We start from the raw sequence: 15,416 nt of genomic DNA on the forward strand, positions 1-15,416 counted from the left end.
AAACCAGCAAAAGCCATGTTGGGATCTGTAACGGGTGGTGGGGTGCATTTAAGCCAAGCCAATCCAAAACATCTGGTCATTTGTGAAGGCATTGAAACCGGTTTGGCTCTTTTGTCTGGGTTGTTATCAGAGCCCGTTGATTTATGGGCGTCCCTTTCAACCAGTGGCATGATGCGTGTGAATTTACCCCCTTATAAAAGGGCGTCTCACCATTGCAATGGACGGCGATGATGCGGGTCGTAAAGCAGGTTTTAACCTCGCTGCGTGTGCCTATAGACAAGGCCTTGAGGTTTTTATCATGCAAGCTCCAAAAGGAACCGATTTTAATAACGTATTACTTTCTCAAAAGAAGGAACTATGAAAGAGAGTCATTTACAAAACAACAATGAAAATACCCCCGTCAATGATAACGATAATGCTTGTTTACGGTTGGAAAAGATTTATTGTTGTTAGAAGGGAACGATCCGCTGGGACGCAGTTTGCAGGATTCTGGCCTGCTGCACACGAAACGCTGCGTGCCCAAGAGAGATTAATGCAAGCGTCAAAACAAAAAGCGATAGAAGTCTGGGCGCATTAGGCTGGCACGGAAGTCCCATGTCGCATGGGGCAGCTTTATGCTGCATCTGGCAGAGGCAAAGAGACTTTTTCTTTTAGTTATGACCAAACTTGGTTGAAGAGCGGGCATAGCCAGCTGTTTGATCCAGATTTGCAGCTTTATTCGGGGCTGCAATATACTCGGGAGGATCATGACAATTTTGGCCTTTAGGTACTGGTAATTTTTTAATTAAAAGCAACTGCTTTTAATTAATTTAGGTGGTACTGCGAAAGTAAGCAGACATCCTCGTCTATATAGACTCATTGAGATTATGTTTTATCAAGGGTGATTCTGTGCCAGAAGATTTATGGCATGCTTAAATATAAGGGGGAGGCATGAGTCATAGTTTTGTCGATATCGTAAATAATCCTGCATATAATGAAAAATCGTTGGCGCTGGTAGTCGCAGGGACTGCTGAGATAGCGGGGAATGTCATAGATTCACTAATTAATGGTGGTTATTTCGTAGTTTTTACATGGTTCAGTAATGAAACCGCCGTTAGTGATATGAAGCATCGGTACCAAAGTGCTGTCTTGCCAGTTCGCTTGGATTTGACATCTGAGCAAGACGTCGTGCAGTTTTGTGCTGCCTTAGAAAATGTTAGAATTGAGATAGCTATCTACTGTGCTGGTTATAACCCAGCATGTTTGTGCGATGAGCTGGAACCCGAAAATATTAACGCCATCACTCGTCTTAACTATCTGTCAGCCGTGCTGATTTTTAATACGGTAGTCAAAACGATGAAGCAGTATAAAGAAAATGAGACCAAGCTGGTGTTTATCAGTTCGGTGTCCGCAAAAAAAATCAGAGTGGGTAACTCTTTATATGGCTCGACGAAGGCAGCTGTGGAAAGATATCTCTCCGGCATTGCATTGGAAATGGGCCGATTCAATATCAGAACGCTGTGCATAAGCCCTGGTTATATCAAGACAAAGATGCTTCAGGACTATTGTGCGAAAGAAGGAAGAAGTATTGCTAGCATAGAAAAAACCATCCCAATGAGGAAAATGTTGGCTGCCGAAGATGTTGCGAATGCTATCAATGCGTTTATTAACGGTAAAATTATTACTACAGGCGTTTCATTAACGATCGGGAATGGTGAGGGGATCATCTAATGTATATTACAAAAATTAGCCAGATTTTTAAAGATGTCATGTATCTTGATGAGTCAGAAGAGCTTGATCCGCACAAGTCGCTATTCTCTGATTACGGAATGACTTCGATTGATTATATTGATTTTGCCTTCGAGTTAAAAAAGCACTTCAAGGTTGATGTTAGCCCTGAAAGCCTTTGGCCGGTAAATAAATGGGCCACTACAGAAGCATTTTACTCATTTGATACCAAAGAGTGGACTAGCGAAGGTGTTGCTAAAATCAATGACCTGCTGGGGTTAAAAGAATATGAATCGATTGATAAGAAAATCCAGTTTAAAGAACTCTACTCCTATTTCACGCTGAATTATATCAACCAGCGTATATCAGTTTTAAAGCGCAACTAGCATGACGGAAAGGGTCTATATAAAAAACTATGGTGTGTATCAGCAATTCGCGCCTAATAGTGCAGCGCTGAGCCAGCTGCTCAGCACTGCGGATGACATTAATCCTTGTGATATGGACTATTACCACTTTTCGACACCGTCTATGATAGACAAGAAGCTGGTCAGCAGAGAAGACCGCTCAGTGCTAAATGATATGTCAAAAATGGTAATCAATGCGCTGATAGATTTTCAAAGTAAAGATTGCCTAGCGGAGCATGCAAAAGCTTTTCTATATACTGCATGCGATAGCGAAGACCGCAGCTTTGATTTGCTTTTTGAAATTTGCCGTAAATATAAGGACGATGGTTCAGTCTGGAAGCATATCCAGCAGTATAAGGAGATGAATAATCCTCTGAATACGTTGCGATTGTTGCCAACAAATGTGTTGTATCACATCTCAAAATTGTTACTTGATCATGAGGAAGGGATGCCGTTACGTGCCGCATCATTAAGTGGCCTAGTTGCATTGAAATTGGCTTATGCTGACATCGCTAATATAATTGCAAAAGAGCGAGCGATGGTTGTTAGTGCAGCAAATATGCTGAACTTCGATAGTCTGACTGTCTTTAAAAAATTCGGTGAAATTCGACAAAGTGATAAAGATATTTCTGGTATTATCCCGAGTTGGGGGGCAGCAGTGATGTCTTTAGACAATAACAGTTGCGATGTACTAGCTGAATTAATCTCTGTGACTATTCGTTATTGCCCTAAAGTCAGTTTTGAAGAACGGGACTGGGAAAGCCTGTTGAGTAAACAACGAACGCAACAGGGGGAACCTGATGTTATTGTTAGTTATAACAACGGTATTCGTATGCAACAAATAGCTGAATATTCAGCGCTAGAGAAATTTTTTCCAGGGATACCGGTTGTTAACTATAAATCTAAAACTGGGTACACTGGAAAACTCAATAACATACTGGATATTTTATGCTGTCTTAATGATCCTGCGATTCCCTCGGGGGCCCGAGTTATGCTGACTGGTGCGGCTATCAATTATGGTATCGGAAATATTTGGATAATTAAACACTAAGGGGAGCTTTACAATGAATACCCATTTTGATGCAGATACATTATGTATTAGTGCATATGGGGCTGTTACGCCATTAGGCAGCCACTTGGATGAAATTCACGCCTGCTTTATGCGTGAGAAAAGTGGTATACGGAAGATTAAAAAATTTGATCACCAGTATTTTCAAACTCATGAAGCTGGGATTCCTATAGAAGGTAATGAGTTGCTACGCTGGCCTAAAAAAAAATCCTTCAGAAACGGCGAGCTTTTTTATGCGGGCTTAGCAGCAAAGAGACTGCATGAACAACTGCATTTGCAGGGATATTATCCAGCAGAAGATATTGGCTGTATTGTAGGGATTGATGAATCGGCAATCGATATTGAAAAGTGTATCGGTTTTGCAGACAAGGTTCCCGCCGACGCGGATAAGCAATGCTTGGTCGATGTCGCGCTAGAACATTTTAAAATTGATGAGTTTTTTGATCTCGATACAACTGCGGTTCTAAAAACGATACATGAAATTATCCCGTTTGCGGGCCTGAGCTTTGCTCTTCTAGGCCTTTGTTCTGCATCAACGCAAAGTATCGGCCTCGCGATGCGAGCCATCCGCAATGGTGAAGTTAAAGCGGCGATTTGCGGCGGTGTTTCTGCGAAAGTCACCCCGCTGAATCTTGCGCGATTAGAAGAAATGGGAGTGATATCGACTGATCAAAACTACAGTGGACCACGGCGTTCGCGGCCTTTTGACCGGCATCGCAGCGGATTTGTTTTAGCGGAGGGCGCAGGTCTGTTCGTTATTGAAAAATTATCTAACGTACTGGCGCGGCAGCGTGAGCCGTTGGCCTATTTATTGGGTTACGGCGGTGCACTTTGCGCACAGCATATTGTAGCGCCGCATAAAGATGATCTCGAAATGCAACTGTCGATGGAACGAGCCATCGAACATGCGGGTATTGACCCTACCGCTATTGATTTTGTGAATACACATGGGACATCGACAGTACAAAATGATCAGCACGAAGCCAGCGCAATCAGAACGGTTTTTGGCGCGTACAACCCAGCGATTGTGGCAACAAAATCTTGGCACGGGCATCTGATTGCTGCTGCCGGTGCGATGGAAATTTTGTGTGGACTGGTTTCTTTTCGGAACAATGTTTTGCCTAAAATTTTGAATTGTGATGAAATCGATCCTCAATTGCCTGCTAGCATTGCGCTTGTGAGGGAGAATCAGTACCGACCGCTTAAATATGCATTGAAAAACTCATTTGGTATGGGTAGTAGCGCAAGCAGCTTGGTTTTAGGGAATCCACAATATCTGTAAGGGACACCTCATGCTAACAATATATTCCTTATTAGAAAGAAACTGGCAAGTGATTTATCATCACAGTCATTATTCGGCAGAGGATGTCAGCATGATGACAAAAGGGTGTGCAGATACCGTAGTTAGATATTTTCGTGATCGCCCGCAAGAGGAGCAAAATAAGCTGTTTGTTTTTGTGATTAGAAATAATTTCGAAGGTCTAATCAGCTATTTTGTTGCGTCTATGCTAAAATTGAAAGCTTGGATCGTCAGTATTCATGATTTAGACATTGTTGATATGCTGGTTGATGCCAATTGCATTGCGGCTGTTGTAATGAGCCATGAAGTTAGGAATATTAGTATCATCAGTCACCGGATTAATATCGCGTTTGATCACTGTTTTTCAACTGTGAACGAAAATCTGGCTGATTTTACAGCATATCCGTGCGCGCATTTCTATTTTTGTACCTCCGGAACAACCAGTAAGCCGAAGTTGATTCAATATCATGAAAATATTCTGATTGAGAATGCCATCGCGGTGAGCCAATCTCTTGGACTAAGTAATGAAGATTGCTCATTGTGTTATTTCCCGGTGCAGTATATGTATGGTCTCTCTACTATGCTATGTGCCTTCTTATCGGATAGCAAACTGGTATTTGAAAAATTTCAAATAAGTAATATTGTTGAACTCGTTTCGCACTATAGCATTACCAACTTGCCTTTAATCGGTGACTGGATGCTGGAAGTAAGCGACATTTTTACCAAAAGCCGAATCCATGTGCAAAATATCTTGAATGCATCCGATCGTTTGCTCACCGTACAAGCATCGGGCATCCTCTCATCATGCACGACGTTATGGAATAACTTCGGTCAGACCGAATCCGGACCGCGCTTGTTTCATAATAAGATCTGCTCGCTACGCGATATTGAAAGAACCAGTAAATATGGCGTTGTGGCACCGGGTAAGGTTCTGGTGAGTGATATAAAAATTGATTTGCGCCCCATTGATCGGTCGGATGCTTCTGATTCAGTGCGCCGTATGTTTTATAAAACGCCTTTCGCGTGTGATGGTTATGTTGATAGTTCCTTGCAATTAAAGCCGCGTGATGAATGGTTTGATTCCGGCGACCTGTTTGTTAAAGATGAATCCGAATGCTATTACTGGATAGCCAGAGCCGTTAATGAATTTAAACACAATGGTAAGTTTATCCCAGTTCAACTGATCTCAAATGACATTATTAAGTATGCCGGATGTTTAAGGCATTACTTTTCAAAAGCACAGAACGGCGATCTTTATCTCAACCTTGATATGTCGGCAAATAGTGAGCAGGTTAAAGTCGTTACTAAACTATTGACTGATAAATGGTATCAGTATGCATTTAAAGTAAATATCAGAAAAATTGCCACGACAAATACAGGGAAAATAAAATGTACCATGTAGATAAAGCTCATGATATGAGCAGAGTGTATGTTAATCGTCGTGCAAACAATTATCTGTGCATTGTGAGCCATTCTTTTTATACCTATTTTTTAGCTATTGATAGGCTTCATCGTTATTTGCCTGTATCGACGAGACGTACATCGAGAATGATATTGCACCGTGAAATGGCGAAGGTACTTTTTATCGATATATTTAAACGGATTTTGCCAGATGTAAAGATGTCACACAGTTCTGTAAGCCATGGACGGAGTAAAAGTATTATGTTGGTTAATAAAGATCCGCGGATTCGGTCTGTCGGGGTTGATATCGAATTTATTGAGAAAAAAAACTACCGAGACCATTTATGCTAGATTACTGTAAAAAATGCGCGGACTTTCCAGCAGGGCAGGTGCTGGATAATCGTCTATGCACCACAATATTTAGCTGCATGGAGAGCTTGTATAAGGCATTATGCACCATCTCGGCGTGCATTTTTGATATAAATGATTATTTTTTAGTTGAACATGGCAGGACGCGATGTGTTTTTCGGTACGTTGGGAATATATTTGCGTTTAAAGGGATGACGTTTATTTGTAACTGCTATTATCTTTGTCAATCTGTGATAACCGTTGTTTTGCTGGATGCATATTTGCAATCAATTATTTTAGATGACCTCTTATATGAGGACATAACCGTTTCTATACCCAGTTAGTTTTTAACGAGTTTATGGCAATGCCATAACTAGCTTCATTTAGAGGAATATGTGATGAATGATTTACTGGTGAATATCACCCCTGAGCACTATGAAAGGTATGCTACTGAAGGTACATCATCGTGGAATGCGTATTTGATGGAAAGAATTCTGGAAGAAGCATCTGGTGTTACTTCTGCGAAGAAAAAAATTCTCGATATTGGCATGGGAACTGGCCACATGCTTTTCAAACTTTACCGCTCCCAAAAACTCACAGACTATTCCTTTTACGGGGTTGATATCGATCCCCGTATGGTTCAGTTTTGTGTTAAAAAATGTACCGAGTTAAAATACCAGCATGCATTCAACATCATTGAAGCCAGTGTCAGCAATTTACCGTTTCCCGATAACTCCTTTTCAATGATTTATGCCCGTTCCGTAATTCATCACTGGGCTGAACCTAAAAAAGGATTACAGGAGTTGTGCTGTGTTTTAGATCGCGGCGGTCGTATTATCATCCACGACCCCCTAGCTGATTCAGAAGAAACAGCACTGGGTATTTTTAATCAATCACGTCGTGAATGCGGTGTGGCAGCTATGTCCACAGAAGAAAAATTTACATTAGCCGGTATCACCGATCTTTTATACGGCTGCGATCTTAGTGAGATGAGCTGGACAGTGACACGTGGAGAAGGTCTAGCAGCTCTGGGTTGTGCAATTTTCATTAAAAAGGTCTGAGTTATCATGGATTATTTCTGTGCTGAAATGTATGCAAAAATGCAACCACGTATAACGGCAATAACTGGCTGCCATGCACTCGATTACATTGCTTTCCGCGATTTGGTTAGGATAAGTACACGCGTTTATTCGATCACTGGTGATAGTGGTTCTTTGACTCAAGTGGACTCTGCGGGTGAACACTTACCGATGCTGATTAGTGCTACAAGTGGCATCACTGGGGCGATGAAAATGGCCAACGTTCGTTTAAAATTCTGTAAGGAAGGGATCAGCTCATCAGAGCGCAATTTAATTCGTAACCTGCGCGCGCGGCAGGTTTTTTCCCCAGGGGATGTTGTTGGCAACCTGTTTACGATTAATCTGTTTTCATCTTTACACTACTTGGCGTGTGAAATTTTAAAAAATTGCCGTGCACATGTTGTGCCGGTTGGCGATATTGCTCTGCTGCTGAAGAGTCATTTCGAGTTTCTGGCTGAAATACGGCTCTCGGTACTGTTTGGTGTGCCCAGCACCATCGTTCAGTTCGTTGAAGCTATGCTCAGCCTTGGGGTTCCACTGGCAATTAAAAAAGTGGTCTTTACTGGTGAATCGATGCTGAGCGTGCATGAAAACTATCTGCGCGAGATGCTGGGCGCCGATCTGCGGATAATTGGTTTATATGGTTTGTCGGAGTGCGGTTTCATTGGTATGTCCGCCGAAGGGCGGCTTAATCGGTACCTACTCTTCAGCGATGATTTCTTCTTTGAATATGAAGATAAGAGAGGACTGCTAGTGACATCGCTGGATCCCGATGCCTCGCGCAAACTTATCAGATACTCCGTGGGCGATATGGGCACATTATCCGTTGAAAATGGTGACCTCTATTTTGAAGGTATTAAACGCAATGCTGTTGATTTTAATTTCATGGGAAATTTGATTAGCCATGAAAAAATATTCAAAATTATTAATCGAAGGTTGCCCGATGTGATTGTTCAAATTGTATTGTCTTTATCCGCGGATAGACAAGAGATTATGGATATTAAAATCTGCCGCGAAGTATTTCACAACCTTGATTTGTCCGAACTAACTGAGGAAATCTATCATTTGCTGGATATTTATGAAGCCTATATGAAAAAGCGCGGGCGTATTAATCTCACCCTCGTCGAATATAGCGATTTGCTTTTCTCACCCAGAGGGAAATGCCTGCTAGTTTATGACGCAAGGGAGTCCTGTAATGCAACTTGATAATTTGTGTAATGAAATTGTATCAGGGAATTCGCATACGATAAATGTCAACATCAGGTTTTATAGCGTGTCACCGGAGCAGCAGGAGTAAATCATGTCAGATGATGTTATTGATAATTATGGTTTAGATAATAACGCATTGTTTATTCGTGGATGTAATTTGATTGATATTGCCGATGAAAACCGTTATTTGCAGAACGCATGGTTTGTACTGACCGGCAACCTTCTTAATGAAGAACAGATGGATCGGCTGATTCAGAATGCTAACGCCGAACTGCAAAAGACGAACCCTACAGCCAAACTGCAGGCGATGCATCAACTGATCAATGTATTGCCATCTTTGAGTTTAACGCAGCGATTTATGATGTTATTATCGCAAGTTGAGGTTTCTGCGGCTCAGGGTAAGGTCATGGCTCCCGTAAGCGACGGTGGTTGTCTTAAAATTATCTTGCTGATGCCGTGGATTATTGCATTGGCGTGCTCTTCCCAACAGTTTTCCGATTTGCCGGCGATCGAAAATTGCAATACCTTGGAGCTTGCTTTTTGGTTAGTATTAACTAGCAAGGAAGCTTCTTCCGACTGGGATATTAATGTGCTTTGCGGGTGCATGTCTCTACTGCTGGGCGGGTTTGGTACTGTGACACCCACAACCACCATGGTAAGATTTATTATCAGTACCAAGAGCGACGTCATTTCTGCACTAATCGGTGGGTTTAGTGCCATTGGCTCCGTGCATATGGGAGCCTGCAAATATGCTATCATGCGACTTTCTGGTGTCCTCCATGAGATTGAAGCCGGGAATCTTAAGGCGGGCGGTAACGCATTATTGCAAAGACAAACCCTGGCCAAGGTTTGGTCATCCGATTATGCAATGGGATGTCCGGGTTGATTTCTTTTTTTCACGCTTTCAGATGCCTATGTGCCCCTTCAGTTCGCTTGTGCGATCTATTTCGGACAATACAGGACTGCAACCCAATGTCGATTTTCTAATTGCAAGCATCATGAGCAAACATCGGGCTTCTCCTGAGCTGGGATTGTTGGCTTTTTTCGTTTGTCGTATGCCGATACTTCTCGCGCACTATCAAGCGCGGTTTAGCACTCATTCCTTCAGTTTATCATCAAAGGATTTAAGAAAAAAATATAAAAAAGTCCCAAAATTATGGCTATAAAGCATCGCACCGAGCCAAATTTCTTGAGTATATGTCAGAGTATCACCTTAACCGCACCGATGCGTGCTTACGGACAAATCGATATTTCTCAATGGAATTTAGCCCATAACTATTTGAAACAGGGCTTGTTACTCGAAGCCTTGCATCAGTTTTCAGTTCGATTCGCCACCGTGGTGGCTAAAAACTCGGATCTCACTTATCGCTATCTCCCTGTTATGGTTGAACAGTTTTTCTCTACCACCCATTTTGATAGCGATCGGTTATGCGTTGAAGAACATATTGAACGCATTAATGAGACCTACCGTATTCACTGTAAGGCCAGCCCATACGGCAATGGCAGGGCCGTTATTGCGCAGCCAATCATCATGGTCAGTAAGGTCTGCTTCCTTAGCTCGTGTTCTGAGAAAGCCGCTCTTCCATTACTAGGCGATTTATGTAAGATTTCCTCCGTAACCGGAGATTCTTGTACTTTTTCCTTTAATGCTCATCACCCGCTTTTTGAGGAACATTTCCCCTCCCGCGCCGTATGTCCTGGTTCACTATTGATTGAGATGGTTCTGGCTTTGGCCACGCAGGGTAGGGCGAAAAATATCGCATCTGTTGCGCTGAAAAAAGTAAAGTTCATTGAAGCAGTTTATCCGGGAGATACCTATCGGTTGACCATTAAACAGGATACAGAGTATGAACCGGGTGGCGTTTTTTATATTCATACGGAAACTAAAAAACGAAGCACTTGCGGTAAGTTTTCTATCAAATATAAAAAGGAGGATGCGCCATGTTTAACATAATAATCTCTTTTATTCCGTGGAGTATTTACTCCTGGGTTATCAATGGAAACTTTTTAACTCTGGTCGAACGCTCTCTCATCTTAACTGTGATTTTATTGTTCATTATTGCTGTGAATATTAAAATTGTCCGGCAGGGAGAACCCGTGATGATTACTAACATTCTGACAGTTATTGTCCTGTTTGTTAATTATTTCGCTGGATGGTCTACACTTTTACTGAACTACCCCACAGTTTTTTGCTATCTGTCACTTGCTCTGGTTTCATTGATTAGCTTGCTGGTAAAGAAACCCTTTACCATTTTTTATGCCAGTGCTGGTGTTTCTGAAGAAAAACGCAAACATATCCTATTTTATCTCATCAATAAATATATTACATGGATTTGGGTAATCATCTTTTTTGCCAATGGTCTTCTAGTGGCTTTTTTTACATGGCCCCCCCAGATTTGGTTAATCACTATGGGTTTAATTTGTACTGGTATTCTTTTTTCTAAATATCTTCCTAACATCATGCAACATTTTTATCGCATCAAACATCATGGAGCATAATATGTCATTGTTTAACATTCTGACCGGAACCCCTTTATGGGCTTGGATTTTGCTTATTTTTCTCATTTCGAGGGGAATAATCGCATTGAAAGATAGGGAAACGAAGGTTTACCGTCTTTTTCTCTTGCCGTTAGTCTTTCTTTTTTTGGGCGCAAGCGATGTGATTAACCAGCTGGCTTTCCCACGCTGGGGAGCAATCGCAATGTTGGCAGGGCTGATGATCGGCTTTGGCGTTGGCTGGTTGCTCTGGCGTGCTACTGCGCGTTTAAAAATCAAAGAGGGAACGGATTTCATTATTCTGCCTGGTACGCCGTTGACGCTGACATTTATTCTTATCGCTTTTGTCATCAAATTCACATTGATTGTTTTTCTCAAGGTTGTACCTGATTTGAAATATGCATTTGATTTTAACCTTCTTTTTGGTCTTTTAAGTGGGTTTACTGGTGGTGTGTTGTGGGGCGGCACATTAAATTTATATATAGCATTTCGAAAGAATCCAAATTAATCCCTATACCATTAGCTGTGGGTACTTCCCATTAGAACTATCTCAATAGAAGCTTATTCCTAACAACAACGCTGCATACAAATGCAGCGTTGCCTCGTAGTTTCAGATTTTTTTATCCCAGCGCGTGAATAGGAGAGGGAAGTGATATATCTGACTATACCCCCTTGGGGGAAGAGCGAGCCTAAAGGTTTAGAATGCTATGAGTTTGAGCTAGCTGGACTTTGAGCAGATGGTTTATCGCTCATGGGAAATCATTTTGTTTTACGATTCAAAAAGAGGATAGTGATGGTCTCATTGGCGTAGGTGGGCAAGAAAACTGTTAGCTTGGCAATGCCGTCAACAATTTATAGAACTATGTTGTGGAACCCCTACGCAAAGCCGTTGCTATGATGGCATGATGCTTTTGTCAAGCATTATGATATGGGGAGGAACCGGTGTTTAAGGGTGCAGCTGCGGTCACTATACGATCCAGTAGCATTACGTTTTTACGTTTGAGTATTTAGGAGCGGTAGACTCTGTACAGGCTATGCGTGCAATATGTGAAGCACGCTTGTGGGAAGCAGTGTGCCATTATTGCGTTGTGCATGCAACCCTCTAGCTAGTACTTCATTGGTAAGGTTGTTTTTTGAAGCTGATTAATTATCTGGGTGTTTTTTAAGAGAACGTTAGCACTGATGTATCGCGTGCCGTACCAAGAAATCTTCCAAAAAAAAATTATTAAAAATACTAAAAATATATGTGCAAGATGAACAAATGCTTGCTGAGGATATTGTATCAACGACTGTAGCTGCTTAAGGGCACATAATCTTGGGGGGCATAATGTTGTATAAAAAATCATGAAGTCCAAAAAACTCGTAAAGGTGCATTGCACTTCTCCTTTACGTTGACGACGCTTTCTCCAATAGCAAAATATAAAAACGATATCATTATCCGCTTTAAGGCGTGTGGTATAAATATTGGTACGACAACAATAAACATGAATAATATAGGAGCAAAGCCACTCTATAAAGCCACCAGCACGGGAATAGTACCATTGACAGGTGGTGAGTTACAAACAAATGGTATTTATGAAATAGTCTATAATGATGGCGTATCAACAAAAGGTCTTGATGGCTGGTATCTTTTAAACCCTACCCCCAATTCCACCACCGAAGGTCGAAACCTTTCCTTGTGGTTTTATTGCGACCTTTGCTATGCAAGAAGTCCCAAACGGCTGGCTTTTATGTGATGGCGCTACTTATGAACGCAAGGATTATCCGCAATTATTCAAGGCGATAGGGGATAAATGGGGAAAAAACAGCGATACAACCTTTAAAGTTCCAGACTTTAGAGGAGTGTTTTTGCGCGGCTTTGATAATGGTCGCGGTTTAGACAGAAGTAGACAATTTGCCGATATACAGCAAGATTGCCTTAAATCGCATACACATGCTTGTACCATTGAAGAGGCAGGTCAACATACGCATAAGCATGATTATTCTATGGTTACAAGAGTTGGTCAAATAGGTGGCAGAAATCCTGCTTTTGGTAATTCATATTATACAAAAGATACACAACCTGCTGGAGTGCACACGCATAAGGTAACTATTTCTTCAACGGGCGAGGCAGAAACACGCCCTGTTAATGTACCGGTTGTTTATGCCATAAAATCGTGAGTTTTTCAAATGATCAATAATCCGTCTGCTATTGATGATATTGCGGACGCGGAGCAAATCCGCGTCCTTTTTTATGCAAGCAATCGAATGGTTCATGCACCCTTAAATAAGGTACTTGATCTTGTCAAAAGCGACATACAGCATGATCTTTTAAGCGCTTTGGCAGAATATAAAGAAGCGACAGATCAACGCATAGAGATCATGCAAAAACTGATTGATGAATTGCAGTCCTCTCTCTCACACAACAAGACAACGAACTGATTAAGGAATGAAACGCGATGCCATTACCCTATCACACACATATATTTAAGCTTGAACCAGCAACAAAAGAAGAAGTCAAAGAAGGTGTTTTAGATAGTAAGGCTCTTGCACCTGTTTCAGTGGGGAGTGCAGCAGCTTATGAGGTAGAATATTTTGCAACCGCTGCTCAAGGAAAAAAGGCTGATGATGCTATTGCAAAGAGAGATATTGGAGCTCTTGCTTACAAAAATAAGGTCACAATTCACGATATTGAAGCAAGTGGTGAAGCGCATGAGAATGCGATTTTATCAGGCGCTGGCTGGGTAAAAATATCGCCTTTAGGGATTGGCGATATGAAGGCTGCTACATATGATCCCGACAATGTGGGGGCAAATGCATTTTCTATGGAAAATATGCACGAGGGTCCTACCAAAAAGATCTTAACCATAGAGGAAAGATCAAAGCTACGATGGTTGAGTTCTACGCAGCCAACGATGGAAAAATGGCGGAGGGGAGATGAAGGTGTTTATTATCCCATATCTCCGGTAGATCTCAAAAATACCATTCGTTATTTTGTAGGCTCAAAGTCTTTTGGTATGTCAAAATCAGTTTATGATCCAGATAAAATAGAAAAAGATGTATTTGATATGGAGAATATGAAGGAAGGGAAAAAGCATCTTATCTTAACTCCTCCAGAACGTGCACAGATTGCAAAAATTGATAAAGTTGAAGATGTTGCACAACAAGGGATTCATGTTGCAAGTGAAGCGAAGAACGTTGCAGATAGTGCATTAAGAACAGCAAATGATGCAAAAGCTTATGCAGTAGATGCAAAAAAAACGGCTGAGACAGCACAAAAAACGGGAGACAGTGCAAAAGCTGAGGCAAATATTGCGCAAACAGCAGCCGATAAAGCGCAAGATACAGCACATAGTGTACAGAAAAAAGTTGATCTCATTCAACCTCTTGGCAAACAAGACTGGATTGATGGCACAAAAACAGTGGATGCACTTATCTCACCAGCCAAACTGATGGCTTCAATCAAAGCAAATAGTAGCAATAGCAGCGGCGCTGGTAGCGGCAACAATGATGGCGGGGTTAGAAAACCTGTTGAAATTCTGATGACAGAAAGCGGAGATATTCCATTGCCTGATGGTATTACTGCTGACACCGATATCGAAGTATGGGCTTGGGGCGGTGGAGGTGGTGGCGTTAAGGATGGCGGCGGCGGCGGTGGATATTTTGATGGGAAACACGGAAGCGACAAAATTGGCGGCGACGGCGGTGATGGAGCAGTACTCATAAAGGTATATTTATAAGGTGAATTGAACAATGGCACGGAAAATAAGTAAAGATTGTTTATACTGTTTAAAAAAGTGGGAAGGTTTGCGCTTGCAGGCTTATCAAGATGCTTCTGGCATATGGACGATTGGTTATGGTCATACGAAAAAAGCCGGTCAACCAACAGTTGTTGAGGGTATGGTGATTACGGAAAAAAAGCCGAAACCATGCTTTTAGCAGATTTGCAGCAATATGAGAGAGCGGTAGAAAAAGCAGTTTGTGTGAATTTAAGCGATGAACAATTTGGCGCTCTTGTTTCCTTTTGTTATAATGTGGGTATTGCAGCTTTCCAAAACTCTACATTGCTTAAAAGGCTTAATCGGGGGGATTATGAAGCTGTACCAACCGAATTGCAGAAATGGACCAAAGCGGGAGGCAAGCGTTTACAAGGTCTTGTACACCGGCGTGTAGCAGAGGCAGGGTTGTGGGCGAAAGGGGCTTATGTTTCTTCTAATTATCAAACAGTAGAAACGCAAGCACCAACGGGGGTTTTCAAAGCAGAAGCATTGGCATCGATTATTGGTTCTTTCTCAGGTCTTGGTGGTTTGTTAGCAGGCAATGGACCAATCCAATGGGCTTTAGCAACCATTATGGTTTTAGCCGCATGTACTGGTATTTTCTTTGTAGCTAAACGCTTTCAGGAGCACCGCCTATGATCTTAT

The 15,416-nt window shown here is 41.8% G+C and carries 15 protein-coding genes and 3 pseudogenes; all 18 read left to right on the plus strand.

The genetic code is table 11. The features are described 5' to 3' along the window. Positions 1-361: pseudogene (locus ACFINI_RS08650) on the plus strand (toprim domain-containing protein); the annotation flags it as partial. A gap of 42 nt (positions 362-403) precedes the next feature. Beyond that, on the plus strand, positions 404-577 hold the full coding sequence (locus ACFINI_RS08655; RefSeq protein WP_375647723.1) for a hypothetical protein: 174 nt from the start codon (positions 404-406) through the stop codon (positions 575-577). Positions 578-930: 353 nt separating this feature from the next. Further along, entirely contained in the window at positions 931-1,710 is a 780-nt protein-coding gene (locus ACFINI_RS08660) for an SDR family oxidoreductase (RefSeq protein ID WP_375647728.1), read from the plus strand. Further along, positions 1,710-2,093 carry an acyl carrier protein gene (locus tag ACFINI_RS08665; RefSeq protein WP_375621709.1) on the plus strand — a complete coding sequence of 128 codons (384 nt, stop codon included), beginning with the start codon at positions 1,710-1,712 and terminating at the stop codon, positions 2,091-2,093. The genes ACFINI_RS08660 and ACFINI_RS08665 overlap by 1 nt, the downstream gene beginning before the upstream one ends. 1 nt (position 2,094) lies before the next feature. Beyond that, on the plus strand, positions 2,095-3,162 hold the full coding sequence (locus ACFINI_RS08670; RefSeq protein WP_375647733.1) for a hypothetical protein: 1,068 nt from the start codon (positions 2,095-2,097) through the stop codon (positions 3,160-3,162). Between the two features lie 13 nt (positions 3,163-3,175). After that, positions 3,176-4,462 carry a beta-ketoacyl-[acyl-carrier-protein] synthase family protein gene (locus ACFINI_RS08675; protein WP_375647738.1) on the plus strand — a complete coding sequence of 429 codons (1,287 nt, stop codon included), beginning with the start codon at positions 3,176-3,178 and terminating at the stop codon, positions 4,460-4,462. A 91-nt stretch (positions 4,463-4,553) separates the two neighbouring features. After that, complete coding sequence (locus ACFINI_RS08680; RefSeq protein WP_375647741.1) at positions 4,554-5,882, plus strand: AMP-binding protein; 1,329 nt, start codon at positions 4,554-4,556, stop codon at positions 5,880-5,882. Next, positions 5,870-6,232, plus strand: coding sequence for a hypothetical protein (locus tag ACFINI_RS08685; RefSeq protein WP_375647745.1), 363 nt, complete (start codon positions 5,870-5,872; stop codon positions 6,230-6,232). Before ACFINI_RS08680 ends, ACFINI_RS08685 begins: the two co-directional genes overlap by 13 nt. 395 nt (positions 6,233-6,627) lie before the next feature. Next, positions 6,628-7,290: a class I SAM-dependent methyltransferase gene (locus ACFINI_RS08690; protein ID WP_375647749.1), complete on the plus strand. Its 663-nt coding sequence runs from the start codon at positions 6,628-6,630 to the stop codon at positions 7,288-7,290. Positions 7,291-7,296: 6 nt separating this feature from the next. Next, the gene (locus ACFINI_RS08695) at positions 7,297-8,514 is read left to right on the plus strand and encodes a hypothetical protein (RefSeq protein ID WP_375647753.1); all 1,218 of its coding nucleotides are present in this window, start codon (positions 7,297-7,299) and stop codon (positions 8,512-8,514) included. 94 nt (positions 8,515-8,608) lie between these two features. Beyond that, the gene (locus ACFINI_RS08700; RefSeq protein ID WP_375647756.1) at positions 8,609-9,403 is read left to right on the plus strand and encodes a citrate/2-methylcitrate synthase; all 795 of its coding nucleotides are present in this window, start codon (positions 8,609-8,611) and stop codon (positions 9,401-9,403) included. A gap of 270 nt (positions 9,404-9,673) precedes the next feature. Beyond that, a complete protein-coding gene (locus tag ACFINI_RS08705; RefSeq protein WP_375647760.1) occupies positions 9,674-10,471 on the plus strand; it encodes a beta-hydroxyacyl-ACP dehydratase in 798 nt (265 codons plus the stop codon). Further along, positions 10,459-11,016, plus strand: coding sequence for a hypothetical protein (locus tag ACFINI_RS08710; RefSeq protein ID WP_375647765.1), 558 nt, complete (start codon positions 10,459-10,461; stop codon positions 11,014-11,016). The genes ACFINI_RS08705 and ACFINI_RS08710 overlap by 13 nt, the downstream gene beginning before the upstream one ends. Position 11,017: 1 nt before the next feature. Beyond that, complete coding sequence (locus ACFINI_RS08715; protein WP_375647770.1) at positions 11,018-11,521, plus strand: hypothetical protein; 504 nt, start codon at positions 11,018-11,020, stop codon at positions 11,519-11,521. An 880-nt stretch (positions 11,522-12,401) separates the two neighbouring features. Continuing rightward, a pseudogene (locus ACFINI_RS08720) lies at positions 12,402-13,173 on the plus strand (phage tail protein); the annotation flags it as partial. A gap of 9 nt (positions 13,174-13,182) precedes the next feature. Next, positions 13,183-13,434, plus strand: a complete 252-nt coding sequence (locus ACFINI_RS08725; RefSeq protein ID WP_375610781.1) for a hypothetical protein — start codon at positions 13,183-13,185, stop codon at positions 13,432-13,434. A gap of 17 nt (positions 13,435-13,451) precedes the next feature. After that, complete coding sequence (locus ACFINI_RS08730; protein WP_375647774.1) at positions 13,452-14,732, plus strand: hypothetical protein; 1,281 nt, start codon at positions 13,452-13,454, stop codon at positions 14,730-14,732. 13 nt (positions 14,733-14,745) lie between these two features. Next, positions 14,746-15,410 (plus strand): annotated as a pseudogene (locus tag ACFINI_RS08735) (lysozyme). Positions 15,411-15,416 lie beyond the last annotated feature (6 nt).

The organism is Bartonella sp. AA56HLJMS, from assembly GCF_042197145.1.
In the GTDB taxonomy this organism is placed as follows: Bacteria; Pseudomonadota; Alphaproteobacteria; order Rhizobiales; family Rhizobiaceae; genus Bartonella.

Coding starts and splice junctions, on each gene's coding strand:
- ACFINI_RS08655 (WP_375647723.1), top strand. CDS start 404: ATGATAACGATAATGCTTGTTTACGGTTGGAAAAGATTTATTGTTGTT.
- ACFINI_RS08660 (WP_375647728.1), top strand. CDS start 931: ATGAGTCATAGTTTTGTCGATATCGTAAATAATCCTGCATATAATGAA.
- ACFINI_RS08665 (WP_375621709.1), top strand. CDS start 1,710: ATGTATATTACAAAAATTAGCCAGATTTTTAAAGATGTCATGTATCTT.
- ACFINI_RS08670 (WP_375647733.1), top strand. CDS start 2,095: ATGACGGAAAGGGTCTATATAAAAAACTATGGTGTGTATCAGCAATTC.
- ACFINI_RS08675 (WP_375647738.1), top strand. CDS start 3,176: ATGAATACCCATTTTGATGCAGATACATTATGTATTAGTGCATATGGG.
- ACFINI_RS08680 (WP_375647741.1), top strand. CDS start 4,554: ATGATGACAAAAGGGTGTGCAGATACCGTAGTTAGATATTTTCGTGAT.
- ACFINI_RS08685 (WP_375647745.1), top strand. CDS start 5,870: ATGTACCATGTAGATAAAGCTCATGATATGAGCAGAGTGTATGTTAAT.
- ACFINI_RS08690 (WP_375647749.1), top strand. CDS start 6,628: ATGAATGATTTACTGGTGAATATCACCCCTGAGCACTATGAAAGGTAT.
- ACFINI_RS08695 (WP_375647753.1), top strand. CDS start 7,297: ATGGATTATTTCTGTGCTGAAATGTATGCAAAAATGCAACCACGTATA.
- ACFINI_RS08700 (WP_375647756.1), top strand. CDS start 8,609: ATGTCAGATGATGTTATTGATAATTATGGTTTAGATAATAACGCATTG.
- ACFINI_RS08705 (WP_375647760.1), top strand. CDS start 9,674: ATGGCTATAAAGCATCGCACCGAGCCAAATTTCTTGAGTATATGTCAG.
- ACFINI_RS08710 (WP_375647765.1), top strand. CDS start 10,459: ATGTTTAACATAATAATCTCTTTTATTCCGTGGAGTATTTACTCCTGG.
- ACFINI_RS08715 (WP_375647770.1), top strand. CDS start 11,018: ATGTCATTGTTTAACATTCTGACCGGAACCCCTTTATGGGCTTGGATT.
- ACFINI_RS08725 (WP_375610781.1), top strand. CDS start 13,183: ATGATCAATAATCCGTCTGCTATTGATGATATTGCGGACGCGGAGCAA.
- ACFINI_RS08730 (WP_375647774.1), top strand. CDS start 13,452: ATGCCATTACCCTATCACACACATATATTTAAGCTTGAACCAGCAACA.